The organism is Microbacterium sp. B19(2022) (assembly GCF_012030385.1).
In the GTDB taxonomy this organism is placed as follows: Bacteria; Actinomycetota; Actinomycetes; order Actinomycetales; family Microbacteriaceae; genus Microbacterium; species Microbacterium oxydans_B.
In genome coordinates, this window is the sequence record NZ_JAAUVO010000002.1 from 114598 (window position 1) to 132690 (window position 18093).

The 18093-nt window shown below is 69.4% G+C and carries 9 protein-coding genes; 7 read left to right on the forward strand and 2 right to left on the reverse strand.

Translation table 11 applies throughout. The features are described from left to right. Window positions 1-152 precede the first annotated feature (152 nt). Together HCX50_RS20145 and HCX50_RS02290 are read left to right on the forward strand one after the other, a co-directional pair. Window positions 153-4427 carry an HtaA domain-containing protein gene (locus HCX50_RS20145; protein ID WP_167632858.1) on the forward strand — a complete coding sequence of 1425 codons (4275 nt, stop codon included), beginning with the start codon at window positions 153-155 and terminating at the stop codon, window positions 4425-4427. Between the two features lie 110 nt (window positions 4428-4537). Continuing rightward, entirely contained in the window at window positions 4538-4849 is a 312-nt protein-coding gene (locus tag HCX50_RS02290) for a hypothetical protein (RefSeq protein ID WP_091032565.1), read from the forward strand. A gap of 3 nt (window positions 4850-4852) precedes the next feature. On the opposite strand, the gene HCX50_RS02295 is transcribed toward HCX50_RS02290, so the two are convergent. Continuing rightward, window positions 4853-5458 (reverse strand): zinc-binding alcohol dehydrogenase, encoded by a 606-nt coding sequence (locus tag HCX50_RS02295; protein WP_167632859.1) that lies wholly within the window; start codon window positions 5456-5458, stop codon window positions 4853-4855. An 86-nt stretch (window positions 5459-5544) separates the two neighbouring features. On the opposite strand from HCX50_RS02295, the gene purM reads away from it, so the two are divergent. Genes purM through HCX50_RS02310 form a run of 3 tightly spaced genes read left to right on the forward strand, consistent with a single transcriptional unit; the run spans window position 5545 to window position 9464 of the window. After that, on the forward strand, window positions 5545-6675 hold the full coding sequence (purM, locus tag HCX50_RS02300; protein WP_091032559.1) for a phosphoribosylformylglycinamidine cyclo-ligase: 1131 nt from the start codon (window positions 5545-5547) through the stop codon (window positions 6673-6675). 6 nt (window positions 6676-6681) lie between these two features. After that, the gene (purF, locus tag HCX50_RS02305; protein ID WP_091032557.1) at window positions 6682-8154 is read left to right on the forward strand and encodes an amidophosphoribosyltransferase; all 1473 of its coding nucleotides are present in this window, start codon (window positions 6682-6684) and stop codon (window positions 8152-8154) included. Then, window positions 8151-9464 (forward strand): MFS transporter, encoded by a 1314-nt coding sequence (locus HCX50_RS02310; protein WP_167632860.1) that lies wholly within the window; start codon window positions 8151-8153, stop codon window positions 9462-9464. Before purF ends, HCX50_RS02310 begins: the two co-directional genes overlap by 4 nt. 9 nt (window positions 9465-9473) lie before the next feature. On the opposite strand, the gene HCX50_RS02315 is transcribed toward HCX50_RS02310, so the two are convergent. Further along, complete coding sequence (locus HCX50_RS02315) at window positions 9474-10508, reverse strand: LacI family DNA-binding transcriptional regulator (RefSeq protein ID WP_167632861.1); 1035 nt, start codon at window positions 10506-10508, stop codon at window positions 9474-9476. Between the two features lie 94 nt (window positions 10509-10602). Between HCX50_RS02315 and HCX50_RS02320 the strand changes: the two genes are divergently transcribed. Both HCX50_RS02320 and HCX50_RS02325 read left to right on the forward strand, forming a co-directional pair. Further along, window positions 10603-12423 (forward strand): glycoside hydrolase family 35 protein, encoded by a 1821-nt coding sequence (locus tag HCX50_RS02320; RefSeq protein WP_167632862.1) that lies wholly within the window; start codon window positions 10603-10605, stop codon window positions 12421-12423. A gap of 319 nt (window positions 12424-12742) precedes the next feature. After that, a complete protein-coding gene (locus HCX50_RS02325) occupies window positions 12743-17926 on the forward strand; it encodes an endo-alpha-N-acetylgalactosaminidase family protein (protein WP_167632863.1) in 5184 nt (1727 codons plus the stop codon). Window positions 17927-18093 lie beyond the last annotated feature (167 nt).

Genomic DNA, 18093 nt, shown 5'->3' on the forward strand with positions numbered 1-18093 from the left:
TCCTAAAACTTGACGCGCGCTGATTCGCACCTCTACGCTCAGGAATGGCGGCTTGCTTAGCCAAGCCTAACCAACATCCGACCCTTCGCCCGACTGCATTGCGGCACCGCCGGCGCGCGTGCTCTTCTGCGTGCCCGGAGCCGTGGAGAAACGTGAACGCCACAGCCACAGCATCCTCAGGGAGCACCCGCATACGCGTGCTGCTCGCTGCTTTCGTGTCCTTCCTCCTCGTCGCCGCCGGTGCGGTGATCGTTCCGCCCGCGCATGCCGCCGGTGCCACGGTCACGGCGACGGTCGCCTCCACGGCCACGTCCGGCGTGAGCGTGCAAGTGCAGGCGAGCGGCCTGCCCGAGGTCGAAGGCGCCTACGCGGCCCTCATCGTCAAGGGCACGGAATCCGGCCTCAGCGGCGGTGGCGGATACGCGGCGTTCGTGATGCCGACCGTCGCCGGAGGGGCGAGCACGTTCACGCTCGACGCTCCTGCCGGCTCGCTCGATCGGACGAAGTCCTACGAGGTGCTCGTGTGGCAGAAGCACTCGAACCCGAACGAGACGACGATCTACGGACGCGGCGACGTCGCGATCTCCGCGGGGCAGTGGGACGCCGTGTTCGGTCCCGTGCCCACCGACCCCGGCACCGACCCGGGGACGGACCCCGGAACCGACCCGGGCACTGACCCGGGCACCGATCCTGGAACCGATCCCGGAACCGATCCCGGAACCGACCCCGGAACGGACCCGGGCACCGACCCGGGCACCGATCCCGGAACTGACCCGGGAACGGACCCCGGCACCGATCCGGGCACGGACCCCGGCACCAACCCGGGTGAGACGCCGTTCTCCCCGGCGATCGAGGTGTTCCTGGCTGACGGCACGACCCCGGCCGGCACCTCTGCTCTCAAGGCCGGCGACAAGATCGTCGTGAAGGGCTCGGGTTACGACCCGGCGGCCAACGTCGGCGGGCGCGGTGTTCCGATCCCGAAGGACCTGCCGCAGGGCACCTACGTGGTGTTCGGCAACTTCGCCTCGACGTGGCAGCCGTCCACCGGTGCCGCGTCGTCGACCCGCTCGGTCGGAGCGCAGGTGTGGGCGCTGTCCGAGGGTGTACTGAACCAGGTTCCTTCGCAGTATCAGGGTGCGATCCGCTCGCAGTGGGTCGACATCGCGGATGACGGCACGTTCCAGGCGACCCTCACTCTGAAGGACGCGACAGCGACCCCCGGTTCCTACGGCGTCTACACCTACGCAGCGGGCGGCGTGGTCAACGCCGACCAGGAGCAGAGCGTCGCCCTGACGTACTCCGAGACCGCTCTCGCCTCCGCGTCTGTGAAGACCGCGACCGCGAAGGACGGGCTGACCGTCACCGCATCCGGCTCGAAGCTGGGCGCGATCACCGGGGCGTACGCCGCGGTGATCGAGACGGGCACCGAGGCGAACGTGACCGGCAGCGGCGGGTTCCTCGCGATGCAGTACGTGCGCTCGATCACCGGTGGCGCGTTCACCGTCGACCTGACGGCGGCCGCCGACACGCTGGACCGCACGAAGTCCTACGAGCTCATCGTCTGGAAGCAGCACTCGAACCCCGACGCGAGCACGATTTACGCCCGCGCAACAATCGCCATCACCGACGCGCAGTGGGAGACCCTGCAGCCCGCGCCGCTCACTCCGGCGATCGAGGTGTTCCTGGCCGACGGCACGACGCCGGCCGGCGCCTCTGCCCTCAAGGCCGGCGACAAGGTCGTCGTGAAGGGGTCCGGTTACGACCCGGCGGCCAACGTCGGCGGGCGCGGTGTTCCGATCCCGAAGGATCTGCCGCAGGGCACGTACGTGGTGTTCGGCAACTTCGCCTCGACGTGGCAGCCGTCCACCGGCGCCGCGTCGTCGACCCGCTCGGTCGGAGCGCAGGTCTGGGCGCTCTCCGAGGGTGTCCTGAACCAGGTTCCCGCGCAGTACCAGGGGGCGATCCGTTCGCAGTGGGTGGACATCGCCGCCGACGGGACCTTCGAGGCGACCCTGACTCTGAAGGACGCGGCAGCGACCCCGGGTGCGTACGGCATCTACACGTACGCAGCGGGTGGCGTGGTCAACGCCGACCAGGAGCAGAGCGTCGCCCTCAACTACGGCGACACTGCGGGCCTCACCGCCACGGTGAAGGCGGCGACGGCGAAGGACGGTCTGACCGTCACGGCGGAGGCATCGAAGCTGGGCGCGATCACCGGGGCGTACGCCGCGGTGATCGAGAAGGGCACCGAGGCGGATGTCACGGCCGGCGGTGGCTTCCTCGCGATGCAGTACGTGCAGAAGATCACCGGCGGCGCGTTCAGCGTCGACCTGACGGCGGCCGCCGACACCCTCGACCGCACGAAGTCCTACGAGGTCATCGTCTGGAAGCAGCACACGATGCCGGATGCCGGCACCATCTACGCCCGTGCGACCGTGCCGGTCAGCGATGAGCAGTGGAACGCGATCTTCCCGGAGGGCCCCGCCCTCGGCGCGACCGTCAAGACGGCAACGGCGAAGGACGGTCTGACCGTGACGGCCGCGGCCTCGAAGCTCGGTGACATCTCCGGCGCGTACGCCGCTCTGATCGAGAAGGGCACCGAGGCGGATGTGACGGCTGGCGGTGGCTTCCTCGCGATGCAGTACGTGACGAAGATCACGTTCGGCTCGTTCGCGGTCGATCTCACGACGGCGGCGAAGAACCTCGATCGCACGAAGTCGTACGAGGTGATCGTGTGGAAGCAGCACACGATGCCGACCGCCGACACGATCTACGTGCGAGGTGACGTGACGATCACGGACGCCAAGTGGCGCACGCTGTTCGGCGAGAAGCCCACCGACCCGAAGCCGCCGACGACGCCGACGACTCCGCCGGCGAGCGTTCCTGGCGGATCGCTCCGCTGGGCGATCTCGTCGAAGTTCGCGAGCTACATCACGGGCGGCATCGCGCAGGGCGCGATCTCGGTCTCCGACGGCGCGACGCGCTCGGGTAGCCAGTTCCAGTTCGGGCAGACCGTCGGGGGAGACTTCGACGTGAAGACCGGGCTCGGCAGCGTCGTCTACCGCGGATCGGTGCGCTTCACGGGACACCACGGGGTGCTCGACGTGACCGTGTCGAACCCGCAGATCCGCATCACCTCGGCGGGAGCGGCGACGCTCTTCGTGACGAGTGGCGGTGCCCAGGTGCCGTTCGCGACGCTCGACCTCTCGCGGGCCGCGCGCGTCTCGGCAAACGGTGCCGTCACGTACACCGCCGCTCCGGCGTCGCTGACGGCGGCCGGTCGTGACCGGGTGCTGTCGGGCTACTCGACCGACCTGAACCCGGTCACGTTCACGATCGGCTCGGTCGCGGCAGCGCCTGCCGGGAACACGGGCACCGTGGCTGCGGCCGCCGTGAAGGCGAAGACGACCCTGCCCGCGGCACCGCCGGCATCGGACGGCATCGACGTCGACGCGGAGAACCTCGCTGCGCTCGAGTCCGGGCAGTCGGCCACCATCACCGCATCCGGTTTCCAGCCGAACGAAGAGGGCATCAAGGTGGTCGTGTATTCGACCCCCGTGCTTCTCGACACGGTGACCGCGGATGCCGCGGGCCTCGCGACCTGGTCGGGCACGCTGCCCGCCAGCCTCGAAGACGGTGCGCACACGCTCACCCTGCAGGGCTCGGTCGACCGCGGTCTGGCGTTCACGCTCACCCGCGCGAAGACCGTGATCGGTGCGTGCACGGTCGACGGGGCCTCGCTGCAGTGGGGCTACAAGGAGTCGTTCCGCACGTACATCGAGGGCATCGCGAAGGGTGGCTGGACGCTGACCGACGTAGAGTACCGTTACCCGGACTACGTGTGGGAGAACGGCGCCGGATCCTTCGATGACGAGACCCTCACCGGAGTCATCACCTATGGCGGCAGCATCACGTTCACGGGCCACGACGGTGCGCTGAACACGACGCTCGCGAACGCGCGGCTCGAACTCGCCGGAGACAAGGGCTACCTCGTCTTCGACGTGAGCGGCACCACGCAGGGTGGCGAGAACGTCGACCAGAAGGCCGTCCGCCTCGCAGAGTTCGCTCTCGGTGATGCCGCGGTCGTCGACGGCAAGCTCTCGCTCGACGCCCTCCCGGCCACTCTGACCGAGGCGGGGGCTGCCGCGTTCGGCACCTACGCCGCCGGCGAGGCGCTCGACCCGGTGACGGCGGTCATCCCAGTCGACGCCGAGTGCGGCGTCGCGGTGGAGGAAGAGGCCGAGGTCGACTCCGAAGCCACCACCGCCGTCACCGCGGTAACCGAGCCGGCAGACGAAGACGGCGCCCCGGTATGGCCGTGGATCGTCGGCGGCCTGGTTGTCGTGGCGCTCGCGGCGACCGGCGGTGTGCTGATCGCCCGGCGCAACCGCAAGGACGAGACGGCCGAGACGACGACCGAGGTCTGAGTCGAGGCAGAAGACGGAACGGCCCTCCCCGCGGCGGACGCGGGGAGGGCCGTTCTCTGCCGTCCGCCGACCCGGTTCCCGCCATCCGCCGACGGTGGGACAATGGAGGTATGGCCCCCACCGACTCCCACCAGACCGTCGAAGCGACCGTGCGCCGTGTGCCGCGGTACGGCGTGCTCATGGGCATCGGCGTCGTGCTCGGCATCATCGCCGCCGGCATCCTCACCTGGACCGGCAGCTTCGACGAGTCGCAGGCTCTCGATGTCGTCTACCCGCCTGGTCAGGTCTTCGGGTTCCTGCTGCTGTGGACCGCGCCGATCGGTCTCGCCCTGGGCGGAATCGCGGGCCTCGTCATGGAGCGCATCGCCCGCCGTCACGACCGCGTCGTGCAGGTCGACCGCGAGACCGTCGTCGAGGACTGACCCCTACGCCAGCTCGGCGATCACCGGGCGGATGGCGGTGTCGAACGCCACGACGTCGCGGCGCAGACCGTCGGTCACGGCGACCGAGAGGTCTCCGATCCACCAGATGCCGCGCTGCGACAGCGGCAGCACCTGCACGTTCAGCTCGAACGAGTGCGCGCGACGGCCGACCTCGCGCTCGAACTCCGCGATCGCACTCGCATAGGCGCGGTAGGCATCGCCCCCGGTGTGGCTCTTCATCGAGCTCACGTACCGGTCATGTGCGGCGTGCGCGTACAGGAGTGCGGATGTCGCCTGCGGGGCGATCGCGGTGGTGAGCTCCTCCGCGCCGGTGGCGGGCAGGGCCACGAGGGTGTCGAAGCCGTCGATGAGCTCGAGCGGCACGTCCGACGGATGCGCGCGCGGCTCGACCGTCATGTCCCAGTAGTTCCGCCACTGCTCCTCGACGGCGGGGGAGGCATCGGCGGCGTCCGGCGCGCGCACGGCGAGATCGCGAAGGGCGGGAAGGTCCTCCGGCGCCCGGATCCCGAGCTGCTGGCGCAGCGCGAGCGCGACGAGCACCGGAACGCTCGCGTCTTCGCGGATGAGCCACTGCGGCTTGTCGGCCATGGCCCCATCGTAGGCGGGGAGGGGGTCCGGATCCGAGGTCGTCTCTCGCGGAGAGTCGGACCGCCTGCGGGCGGTAGGCTGGGGGCGTGGCTGCCTCCCCCACCAATCCCTATTCCGAAGCCGGCGTCGACACCGCTGCAGGTGATCTTGCCGTCGAGCTGATGAAGTCTTCCGTGCGCGCGACGCACGGCCCCGAGGTGCTCGGCGGTGTCGGCGGGTTCGCCGGCCTGTTCGATGCCAGCGCGCTGCGCGACTTCCGTCGCCCGCTGCTCGCGACCAGCACCGACGGCGTCGGCACGAAGGTCGCGATCGCGCAGGCGATCGACAAGCACGACACGATCGGCCAGGACCTGGTCGGCATGGTGGTCGACGACATCGTCGTGGTGGGCGCGAAGCCGCTCTTCATGACCGACTACATCGCGTGCGGCAAGGTCGTCCCCGAGCGCATCGCCGACATCGTCCGCGGTATCGCTCAGGCGTGCTCGGCCACCGGCACCGCGCTGGTCGGCGGCGAGACCGCGGAGCACCCGGGCCTGCTCGGCCCGCGTGACTACGACGTCGCCGGCGCGGCCACCGGTGTGGTCGAGGCGGATGCCATCCTCGGTGCGGATCGCGTGCAAGACGGCGACGCCGTGATCGCGGTCGCCTCCAGCGGACTACACTCCAACGGCTACTCGCTCGTGCGCCACATCGTCACCCGTGCCGGCATCGGCTACGGCGACAACGCCGCCGACTTCGGCACCACCTGGGGTGAGGCTCTGCTCGAGCCGACCCGCCTCTACACGCTTCCGCTGCTGCGACTCATCGAGCAGCTCGGCGCTTCTGCCGGGACCGGAGGCGTCCACGCCCTCAGCCACGTCACCGGCGGCGGCATCGCGGCGAACCTCGCGCGCGTGCTCCCGCAGGGCAGCTGGGCCGAGGTCGACCGCAACAGCTGGTCGCCGAGCCCCGTCTTCCGGGTGCTCAGCGACATCGCCGGCTCCACGCTGGAGTCCGCGGAGGGCACCTGGAACCTCGGCATCGGCTTCCTCGCCGTGGTCGCCGCAGACAAGAAGGATGCCGCGATCGCGGCGCTGAACGCCGAGGGCATGCCCTCGTGGCAGGTCGGGACCGTCGGCTTCGGCCCGCGTCCGACCGGCGAATTCGAGCAGGGCGCCAAGGGCGTCGACGGTGGAGCAGTGCGCCTGGTCGGCGCCTACGCGGACGGAGCGAAGTAAGAGCCCATGTGCGGCATTGTCGGAATGGTGGGCTCTGCCCCGGTCAATCAGGACATCTACGACGCACTCCTGCTGCTGCAGCACCGCGGCCAGGATGCGACGGGTATCGCCACCGCCGAGGCGAACGGCGTGATGCACAACGCCAAGGCGCAGGGCATGGTCCGCGAGGCGTTCCGCACCCGCGACATGCGTGCGCTGCTCGGCAACGTCGGCCTCGGTCACGTGCGGTACGCGACCAAGGGCACGGCCTCGAACGAAGAGGAGATGCAGCCGTTCTACGTGAACGCGCCGTACGGCATCATCCTCATCCACAACGGCAACCTCACCAACACGCGTGAGCTCACGGCCGACATGGCGAAGCGCGACCGCCGTCACCTCAACTCGTCGAGTGACACCGAGCTGCTGCTCAACGTGCTCGCCGGTGAGCTGCAGAACACGACCTCGACCGTCGACCTCGACCCCGAGCGGGTGTTCGAGGCTGTCGCCCGCACGCACGAGCGCATCGAAGGCGCCTATGCCGTGATCGCCGTGATCGCCGGCTACGGTCTGCTCGCCTTCCGCGACCCGTTCGGCATCCGTCCGCTGATCCTGGGTCGTCGTCCGTCGACCGTCCCCGGCGCGGAGGGCAAGGACGAGTGGGTCGTCGCCAGCGAGTCGCTCGTGCTCGAGAACGGCGACTACGACGTCGTCCGCGAGGTCGAGCCGGGCGAGGCCGTCTTCATCACCACCGACGGCGAGCTGTTCTCCAAGCAGTGCGCCACGGCCGCGACGCTCGCGCCCTGCGCCTTCGAGTACGTCTACCTCGCCCGTCCCGACTCGGTCATGAACGGCATCTCGGTGTACGAGTCGCGTCTGCGCATGGGCGACCGCCTCGCCGACACGATCGCGAAGCACGTGCCGATGGACAAGATCGACGTGGTCATGCCGATCCCCGACTCCTCGCGCCCGGCCGCGATGGAGGTCGCGCGCAAGCTCGGCATCGAGTACCGCGAGGGCTTCTACAAGAACCGCTACGTCGGCCGCACCTTCATCATGCCGGGGCAGGCGGTGCGCAAGAAGAGCGTGCGCCAGAAGCTCAACGCCATGTCGACCGAGTTCCAGGGCAAGAATGTGCTGCTGATCGACGACTCGATCGTGCGCGGGACGACCTCCAAGGAGATCATCCAGATGGCGCGGGATGCCGGTGCCGCCTCGGTCACCTTCGCATCCGCGGCTCCGCCGGTGCGGTATCCGCACGTCTACGGCATCAACATGCCGTCGCGCCACGAACTCATCGCCCACGGGCGCACGATCCCCGAGATCGCCGAAGTGCTCGGCTGCGATCACCTCGTCTACCAGGAGGTCGACGACCTCAAGGCAGCGATCATCGAGGGCTCGGTCCTCACCGATCTCGACATGAGCTGCTTCGACGGCCGCTACGTGACGGGCACGGTCTCGGACGAATACCTCGCCTGGGTGGAGGGGTCACAGACCTCATGACGATGCCGAGCGCACGACCGCTGTGGCACGGTCGGGCTCTCGCACTCGCGGGGATCGTCCTGGTGGCTTTCTCGCTGCGGTCGGCAGTGGCCTCCCTGTCGCCGGTGATCGATCATGTCGCCGCGGACTTCCCGGTCTCGCCGCTGGTCGTCGGTCTGATCGGCGCCGCGCCCCCGGTGTGCTTCGCCATCTTCGGGCTGCTCACCCCGCTGCTCGAGCGGCGATTCGGCCTGGAGCGGATGGCGGTCGCCGCGATCACGCTGATGGCGCTGGGCATGCTGCTGCGAGGATTCGCGGTGGACTCGACGAGCCTGCTCGCCGCGACCGTGGTCGTTTTCGCGGGCGTGGGCTCGGGCAACGTGCTGCTGCCGCCGCTGGTGAAGAAGTACTTCCCGGATCGTCTCGGGATCGTCATGACGATCTACTCGACCACGTTGGCCGTGTCGACGTTCCTGCCCCCGCTGGCGGCCGTTCCGGTCGCCGACACCCTCGGCTGGCGGGTGTCGCTCGGGATGTGGGGCATCGTCGCGGGGATCGCGCTCGTGCCGTGGGTGGCGCTGCTGCTCAAGAACGGGTCGCGTCGGGACGAGCCGGTGAAGGCCGAGCTCCTCGTCCCCGATCCCACCGACGGGGTCGACGACTTCCGGGATGCGGTCGCGACCGTGACGGGCCCGATCTCCAGCGCGCCGACGAACCGGCGGCACTTCGCTCGCCTCTGGCGACTGCCGCTGGCCTGGGCTCTCGCCGTCGTCTTCGGTACCTCGTCGACAATGGCCTACGTGTCGTTCGCGTGGATGCCGACGATGCTCGTCGACATCGGCGGGGTGACTCCGGCGACGGCCGGACTCCTGCTCTCCCTGTTCGCACTGATCGGCCTGCCCTGCTCGCTGCTGGTGCCGATTCTCGTGGTCCGCTTCCAGGCCACGCGCCCGCTCTTCTTCGTCGCCGTCATCGGCGGTCTCGTGGGGCTCACCGGGCTCCTGCTGGTCCCGACGGTCGCGCTGCCGCTGTGGGTGAGCATCTTCGGCCTCACGGCCATCATGTTCCCGCTGAGCCTCGTGCTGCTGAGCATCCGGGCCCGCACCTCGGAGAGTGCCGTCGCGCTGAGCGGGTTCGTGCAGAGCATCGGCTACGCGATCGCCGCGACCTTCCCGTTGCTGGTCGGGCTGCTCCACGAGACGACCGCCGGTTGGCAGATCCCGCTGCTCGTCATCGCCGGTGTGCTCATCGTCTCGATTCCCGCGGGCATCGTCGCCGGGCGTCGCCGTACGGTCGAGGACGAGTGGGAGCGCCGGCACGGACGCTGGTGACCTCCGGGGTCAGCGGGTCGAGCGCGGAGGTGCGGTGGACGAGCGCACGATGAGCTGAGGATCGGTGGACGGAACCTCGCCGACCGCCTCGTGCCCCTCGATCTGGGCGATGACCCGGAGAGCGGCCGCCCGCCCCATCGCCTCGAACGGCTGGCGAACGGTCGTGAGCGCGGGAGAGGCGTAGGCGGCGAGGGCGATGTCGTCGACGCTCACCACCGAGACGTCGTCGGGCACGCTGCGGCCGGCCTCGTGCAGTGCCCGGATCAGACCGAAGGCCATCTCGTCACTGCTGACGAACACCGCGGTGACCTCGGGGATGGCCGCGATCGTGCGGCCGGCGCGGTAGCCCGACTCGGGAGTCCAGTCGGCGGGGATGACGGGCGGCGGCGCGATGCCGCGATCGCGCAGTGTCTGCTCCCAGGCCTCGCTGCGCTGCTGCGTCTCTGTCCAGTAGTCGTCGCCCGACACGTGCCAGACGGTCGAGTGTCCGAGGTCGAGGAGATGCTCCACGGCGAGACGGGCGATCGCGCGCTGGTCCACGGCGAGCGGGGCGTCCTCGTCGAGTGAGGTGCGCTCGCTGCGGGTGGCCGGGGTGCGCTCGGTGCGGGCCCGCATCGCGGGACTGTCGAGTTCGACCGGCACGCCGAGGATGATGCCTTCGGCGCCCTGACGTTCGAGTCGATCGAAGGCCTCCAGGAAGGATTCGGCTGATGCATGATCGGCGACCGCCGCCGTGGTCACCGTGTACCCGTTCGCCGCGGCCGCCTGCTGGATGCCGACGCCGAGAGCTGCGGACGAGTAGCGGTCGGTCGAGACCACGATCACGCCGAGCACGCGTGTGCGGCCCGAGGCGAGGGAAGCGGCGGCGGCGTGCACGCGGTATCCGAGCTCTTCGACCGCGGCCATCACTCGCCGGGCGGTGTCGGGGCGGACCGTGCCCTGTCCGGACATGACGCGCGAGACGGTCTGCGTCGAGACGCCGGCCAGCTGGGCGACATCGACCTGGCTGGGCGCGCGGTCGTCTTTGGGGCGGCGTGGTGACATGTGATCAATGGTAGCGATCAATCGGCGGAATATCAGGAGGCGGTGGCCGTGGTGATGCGATAATGTGAACGCAAACACTCGTGCTTGGAGCGCTATGCCTGACCTTCTCGCCTCGGCTCTCGACGGCTCTTTCGCTGCCGTCGACGCCCCGGACGCCGCGTCGCCGATCGACGCGCCCACGCTGACCTGGCGAGACGGGGAGATCCTCCGTGAGGGGGTCTCGCACCGCATCCTCGCCGGTTCGATCCACTACTTCCGCGTGCATCCGGACCAGTGGGAGGACCGGCTCCGGCGACTGGCGGCGATGGGCGCGAACACCGTCGACACGTACGTCGCCTGGAACTTCCACGAGCGCGCCGAGGGTGACATCCGCTTCGACGGTTGGCGAGACCTCGAGCGCTTCATCCGCCTCGCGGGGGAGGTCGGTCTCGACGTGTTCCTGCGACCCAGCCCGTACATCTGCGCGGAGTGGTCCAACGGCGGCATCCCGTTCTGGCTGTCGGGGCGCGTCGCGGCGCTGCGCACCAGCGACCCCGCATTCCTCGCCGCGGTCGACGCCTGGTACGACGAACTCATTCCGCGGCTCGTCCCGCTCCAGGCCTCGCAGGGCGGACCGATCGTCGCCATCCAGATCGAGAACGAGTACGGGTCGTTCGGCAGTGATGCCGCGTACCTCGCTCATCTGCGTGACGGGCTGCGCCGTCGCGGACTGATCGAGATGCTCACGACGGCCGACGGCATCACGGGCGACATGATCGAGCACGGCAGCGTGCCGGGAGCGATGGCCACCTTCACCTTCGGCACCGGTGTCGCCACGGCCGTGGAGCTGCGCCGCCGTGGCGATGCGCTCATGTGCAGCGAGCTGTGGGGCGGATGGTTCGATCATTGGGGTGAGCGGCACCATGTGCGATCCGCCGCCAGCGCCGGGGGGACCGTCGACGAGCTCCTGGCCGCCGGCGGATCGGTCAGTCTCTACATGGCGCACGGAGGGACGAACTTCGGGCTCTGGAACGGTGCGAATCACGACCGGGTGCTGCAGCCGACCCTGACGAGCTACGACTCGGATGCGCCGATCGGCGAGGACGGCACCCTCAACGAGAAGTTCCACGCCCTGCGCGCCCTGTTCGCGCCGTTCCATGCGGGCGGGCTGCCTCCGGTTCCCTCCCCGCCGCGTCGACAGGCCGCGGCGTCCGCCACCCTGCATCCGCGCGCGTCGCTGCTGGACCTCGTCGCGAGCCTTCCGGTGGCCGGCCCGGTCACGCCGCGACCGCGCACGTTCGAGGAGCTCGGCGCCGAGGACGGTCTCGTCGCCTACGAGGCCGAAGTGTCGTACCCCGCCGATGCGACGCTCACGATCGACGGGCTGCACGACCGCGCCGTGGTGTTCCTCGACCGTCGACCGCTCGGGGTCCTCGAGCGTGACGGCGAGACGACGCTGGCGCTTCCCGGTGCCGCGGGTTCGGGTCGCCTGACGATCGTCGTCGAGAGTCTCGGGCGCATCAACTACGGTCCGTACACCGGCGAGGGCAAGGGCATCATGCGTGGCGTGATGATCGGCCGCCGCCTGGTGAACGGGTGGACGCATCGCCTCGTCCCGCAGGAGGTTCCGACCTCTGTCGCGGGGGCGGATGACGGTGCGTCCGAGGGTGTGGCCATCGCCTCCTTCGACATCGCCGAGCCCCTCGACGCGTGGCTGGCCTTCCCTGGCGGATCGAAGGGGATGGTCTGGTTGAACGGATTCCTCCTCGGCCGGTACTGGAAGGTGGGTCCGCAGGAGACGCTCTATGCGCCCGCGCCCCTGTGGTGCGTCGGACGCAACGAGATCGTGGTGCTCGACACCGACGGCCTCGGTGCGACGGTCGAGATCCGCGAGGAGCCCTCCTTCGGCGAGACCGAGGAGTTCATCGGCTCCTGAGCCTCGCGCTCGTACTGCCGGGTGCACGCTCGTAGTGCCGAGTGCACGGCTTGTTGTCGAGTGCACGGCTTGTTGCCGCGCGTAGCCCGTGCGCTCGCGAGCAACCCGTGCGCTCGCGGGCCGGGAGCGGGTGCGGGGCGGCGGATGCTCGTGGGTGACTTTCGGCCAATGTTTGCGCTCGCTGCATCTGGATGCTTGATTCTGCGGGATTCACCCCTCTAGAGTGATAGCGCAAACATCGATGTGAATCGATGGCATCCATCTGCGACGCATCGGGGCGTCTGTTCTCCCGAGCGTCGCTCCGCTCGAGAGGCAAGACGTGTCGAAACCTTCCCGACCGCCCCGCACCGCCGTTGCCGTCAGCTCGCTGCTGGCGACGGCGCTCGCGTTCGGCGGTGTGTTCGCCCAGGCGCCCTCCGCGCAGGCCGCCGACCTCATCCCCGTGCCCAAGTCCGACTACCGCCTGCACGCGGTGTCGAGCGAGTCCGATCCGTATCCGGCGCCGCCGTCACTCGACGGCACCGCGCTCGGCGCGTTCGACGGTGACTTCGGCACGCAGTGGACCTCCCGGTACTCCGTCAACGCGCCGTTCCCGCACTGGATCTCGGTCGACCTGCAGCGGTCGCTCTCGGTGAAGGCCCTCGACTACTCGGTGAAGCGGGGGCAGAGCGTGGCCGCGAAGACGGTCGAGGTCTACGTGACGGACGATGCTGCCGTCGCACTGACCTCGCCGGCGGAGGGCGGGTGGGGGTCGGTTGCCGCAACGGCGACACTGCATGCCCCGACCGCGAACGACGAGAAGCAGCGCATCGCGCTCGACGCCCCGAAGGACGGCCGCTACGTGGCCCTGCTGGTGATCGACGCACAGGGAACGACCGGCGGGGGTGCGGGCGAGATCGAGATCCTCTCGGACGAGGAGCTTCCGCCGATCGTCACCGAACCCGAGAACCCCTCGGCGGGCGAGACGATCGAGATCACCCGGGGTGGGACGACCGCGACCGTGGCGAAGGCCTTCCCGCAGATCACCGGCTACCGCGTCGGCAGCGCGACGTTGGGTGGACAGCGCACGTCATCCGAGAAGTGGGCGGTCAACGGCACCGCCTATGCCGCCGCGACCACGGCGACCGCGACGGCCGACGGTGTCGACTACGTCTCGGTGCTCGACGGGATCGACGTCACGATCCGCAGCACGATCCGCGTCACCGATGAGGGAACCGTCGAGTTCGAGGTCACCGGCGTCGAGGGCTCGGCCGCTGTGAACACTCTGGGCCTGCCGGACAACGCCTTCCTCTCCGCCAGCGCGTCGGATGCCGGATCGGTCCTCGACCGCACCGTGATCAGCCCCGACAGCACGAAGAACGCCGACGAGCACATCGCGGTGAACGGCTCGACGCCGATCGGCCAGAAGGGCGCGGCCTTCGCGTTCCTCGGCAACGGCGCGCTCGTGGGCAGCGTGATCACCAACGCGACCACGCAGGCCTCCGGGGGAACTGCATCCTGGAACACCCGCTTGACCACGCGCGTGACCGAGGCGGCAGGGCGCACGGCCGAGGTCGGCTCCAGCGCCTGGCTGATCCACCCGACCACCGCGGTCGACGATCGGGTCACGACGTTCGAGCTGCCCAGGGTGACGGTGCTCTTCGCCGCCGACCGCAATGACGACTCCGCGGTCGACTGGCAGGACGCCGCGATCCGCTACCGCGAGGTCGACACCCCGCGTCTCGGTGCCGATCGGGTCGCCGAGCGCGTCGTCAGCCGCATCCCCTTCAACTTCGCCTCCAGTGCCACGAACTACTTCGACCTGGTGCTCGACAACACCAAGCGCATCGCGAACCAGACCGACGGTCTCGGCCAGTGGGTGCTCAACAAGGGCTACGGCAGTGAGGGTCACGACTCGGCGAACACCGACTACGGCGGGAACTACAACGAGCGTGCCGGTGGGCTCTCCGACCTGAACAACCTCGTCGACGAGGGTGCGAAGCTCAACGCCGACATGAGTGTGCACGTCAACGCCACGGAGATCTACCCGCAGGCGAACGCCTTCGACTCCGCGATCCTCGACGGCACGGCGCCCTACAAGCCGGGTTGGAACTGGCTCGACCAGTCGTACTACATCAACCAGCAGACCGACCTGGGCACCGGGCGCGTGCTCGATCGCTTCCAGCAGCTGCGCGACGAGGTCCCCGGCCTCAGCGGCGTGTACATCGACGTGTACTACTCCAACGGCTGGGTCGCCGAAGAGCTCGCGGACGAGCTGAACGGCATGGACCTCGAGGTCGCGACCGAGTGGGGCGACAAGTTCGTCGACAGCACGGTCTGGTCGCACTGGCCGAACGATCTCGCGTACGGCGGCAAGGACAACAAGGGCATCAACTCCACCATGGTGCGCTTCATCCAGAACGGTCAGGCCGACGTCTGGAACGACGACGCCCTGCTCGGCCAGCAGCGGCTGATCGACGCCGAGGGCTGGGTCGGCAACCGCAACTGGGACGGCTTCGTCGACAACATCTGGAAGCAGAGCCTGCCGACCAAGTTCCTGCAGCACTTCGACCTGCTCACGTACGAGGCGGGTGCCGAAGCGACATTGACCGACGACGTGGCGGTGCGGATGGACGGAGACACCAGGGTCGTCACGATGGAGGGGGCGACGGTGCTGCGAGGCGACTCCTACCTGCTGCCGTGGCAGTCGCTGGAGTCGAATCAGGATGCCGGCTCTCCCGTCGATGCCGACAAGATGTACTTCTACTCCGCATCGGGCGGAGAGAAGACGTTCGGTCTCACCGAGGCCTTCCGCGGCAACACCGCCTTCGACGTCTTCGAACTCGGTGACCAGGGACGCGTCAAGGTCGGCACCGTGAACGCGGCCGGCGGCGAGCTCACGCTCAGCGGCGACAAGGGCACGGCTTACATCGTGGTGCCGCAGGGCGGCGCGCAGCGGGCGGCCGTCGAGTATCACGATGCCGGCCTCGACGACCCGGGGTTCAACTCCGGTTCGCTCGATGTCTGGAACCCCCAGGGCGATGTGACGATCGAGCGCACCGACCTCGGCAGCGCGAAGAACGAGTCCCGTGGCGACAACGTCGCCGTGCTCGGGGCATCCGCATCGTCGATCTCGCAGACCGTGACCGGGCTCACCCCCGGCCAGCGGTACGCGTTCTCGGCGCAGGTGCAGATCGACCCGACCGCGACCCGTGACGTGAGCGTCTCGGTCGACACGGGACCAGGTGCGGTGACCCGCACCTGGAACCTCTCGCCCACCTACAACTACATGCGCGCGGATTCCAAGGCAGGTCAGTACTACCAGCGCGGCTCGACGTCGTTCCTGGCTCCAGCATCCGGTGAGGTCAGGGTCTCGATCGGTGCCGTAGCGGGCGACGCGAAGGTCCGCATCGACAACGCCCGTGTCTCGGCCGACACCACGACGCCGTTCGCGACCGGCACGGTGTACTCGAACGACTTCGAGGGTAACGAAGCCGGATGGGGGCCGTTCGTGAAGGGCGACGCCAACGGCATCGACGATCCGCGCACGAGCATCTCCCGCCGCCATGACCCGTATGCGAGCAGCGACTGGCGCAACACCGCCAAGCCGTTCGACTCGGGGCCCCTCGCCGGGCTCGCGGTGGACACGACGCTCACGGGCGACCACTCGCTCATGTCGCACTCCGAGAACAACGGGGTCGTCTACCGCACCGACCCGACCCTCGTGCCGCTCCAGGCGGGGCACTCCTACCGCATCGGCTTCGACTACCAGGTCGGCGCGAGCGGGGCGTACCGCTGGCTCACGGGAACGGATGCCGTGGCGGGTGGCAAGGTCACCTCGACCACGCTCAGCCGCACCGGGATCACGCAGGCGCTGGAGACGGCCGAGTTCTCGCAGGACGTGATCGTCGGATGCGGCGACTACACCTGGGTGGGGCTCGAGCGCGTCGGCGGACCGGACGTGGACTTCGTGTTGGACGACTTCACCGTCACCGACCTCGGCCCCACGACGGGTGGCACTCCCTGCGCGACCGTGTCCGGCGAAGCCGGCGTCCTGAGCCCCGGTGCGCAGACCGCGTTCACCACCACCTTCACGAACAGCGAGTCCATTGCCGTCGAGAACATCGGCGTGCAGCTCGAGGTGCCGGAGGGCTACGTGGTCGAGGTCGCCGACGACTCGACGAACCTGTTCGACGAGGTCGCGGCCGGCGACAGCGTGCAGACCACCTGGCTGGTGACCGCGCCGGCGGAGGTTGCCGGTTCGACCGTCGGCATCGGGATCGCCGCGACGTACCTCGCGGACTGCGATGTGCGCACGGTCAGCACGACCCAGGAGGTGTCGGTGTCCTCGCGGGCCCGTATCCCCAACGCGCAGATCACGGCGTCGGCGAACTCCGAGGAGACATCCGGGGAAGACGGCGCGGCCGCGAACATGCTCGACGGCGACGCCGGCACGTTCTGGCACAGCCGGTGGAGTTCGGCGGCGACGTCGTACCCGCACGTGCTGACGTTCGACCTCGGTGACGCGGAGCTGGTCGACGGCATCTCGTACCTGCGCCGTGGGGCCAACCAGAACGGTCCGATCAAGGGCTACGAGGTCGCGGTGTCGACCGACGGCCAGGCGTACACTCCGGTCGCGACCGGGGAGTGGAAGAACGTCGCCGAGTGGCAGGACGTGGACTTCGCGGAGACCACGGCCCGCTACATCCGTGTCACCGCCACCTCGTCGATCTCGGGCACGCAGTTCGCCGCCGTCGCCGAGATGGCCGTGTACGGCACCTCGGCCGCGCAGGACGGGCACGCCCCCGAGACGCGTCCGACCGACGACCTGAGCGAGTGCGACCCGGCGACGGATCCGAAGCTCGGACTCGACGCCGACTCGGTGCGTGCCGGCGAGACGGTCGGCATGGAGCTCACGGGCTTCGCACCGCAGTCGACGGTCTCGGTCTGGCTCGACGACGAGAAGCTGACGGATGCCGCGGTCGATGCGGAGGGCGCCCTGACGACGCGACTGCTGATCCCGGCGAAAGCCTCGGTCGGAAAGCACCGCGTCATCGTGCAGGATGCGGCGGGCGCAGAGCTCGCCAGCGCACCGTTGAAGGTCAAGAAGGCCAAGCCGGGGAAGGATGCGCGCATCACGGCATCCATCGGCTCGGTCGCGGCCGGAGCGAGCGTGACCGTGCAGCTGAGCGGCTTCGACCCCGACGCTCTGGTGCAGCTCTGGCTGCACTCCGAGCCGGTGCGCATCGGCGAGGTGACGGTATCGGCTGAGGGTGATGCGGTGGCCACGGTCACGATCCCTGCGGCGACGCCGGCCGGAGCGCACGCCCTCGTCGCGACCGATGCTCAGGGCGCCGAGCTGGCGCGGGCGGACCTCACGGTCACGGCCGGTGCGGCCGGCAGTGGGGGAAACCTCGCGACGACCGGTGCTGACGGAGCGATCTGGGCGGGAGCGGCGGTCGTCGGTCTGGCCGCGATCGCCCTCGGCCTGGTCCTCTGGCTGCGCAGGCGCCGCCTGAGCTGACCCCGCTGACGCACGACGGCCCGGAGGATTCCCTCCGGGCCGTCCGTGCTGTGCCCCCGCCGCACCAGCGTCCGCGACGCCAGGGACACCGCACCGCGTTGCCCACCGCGGGTCATCTCGCCGAGTGCACGGCTTGTCCTCGAGGGCACGGCCCAGACGCGCGAGCA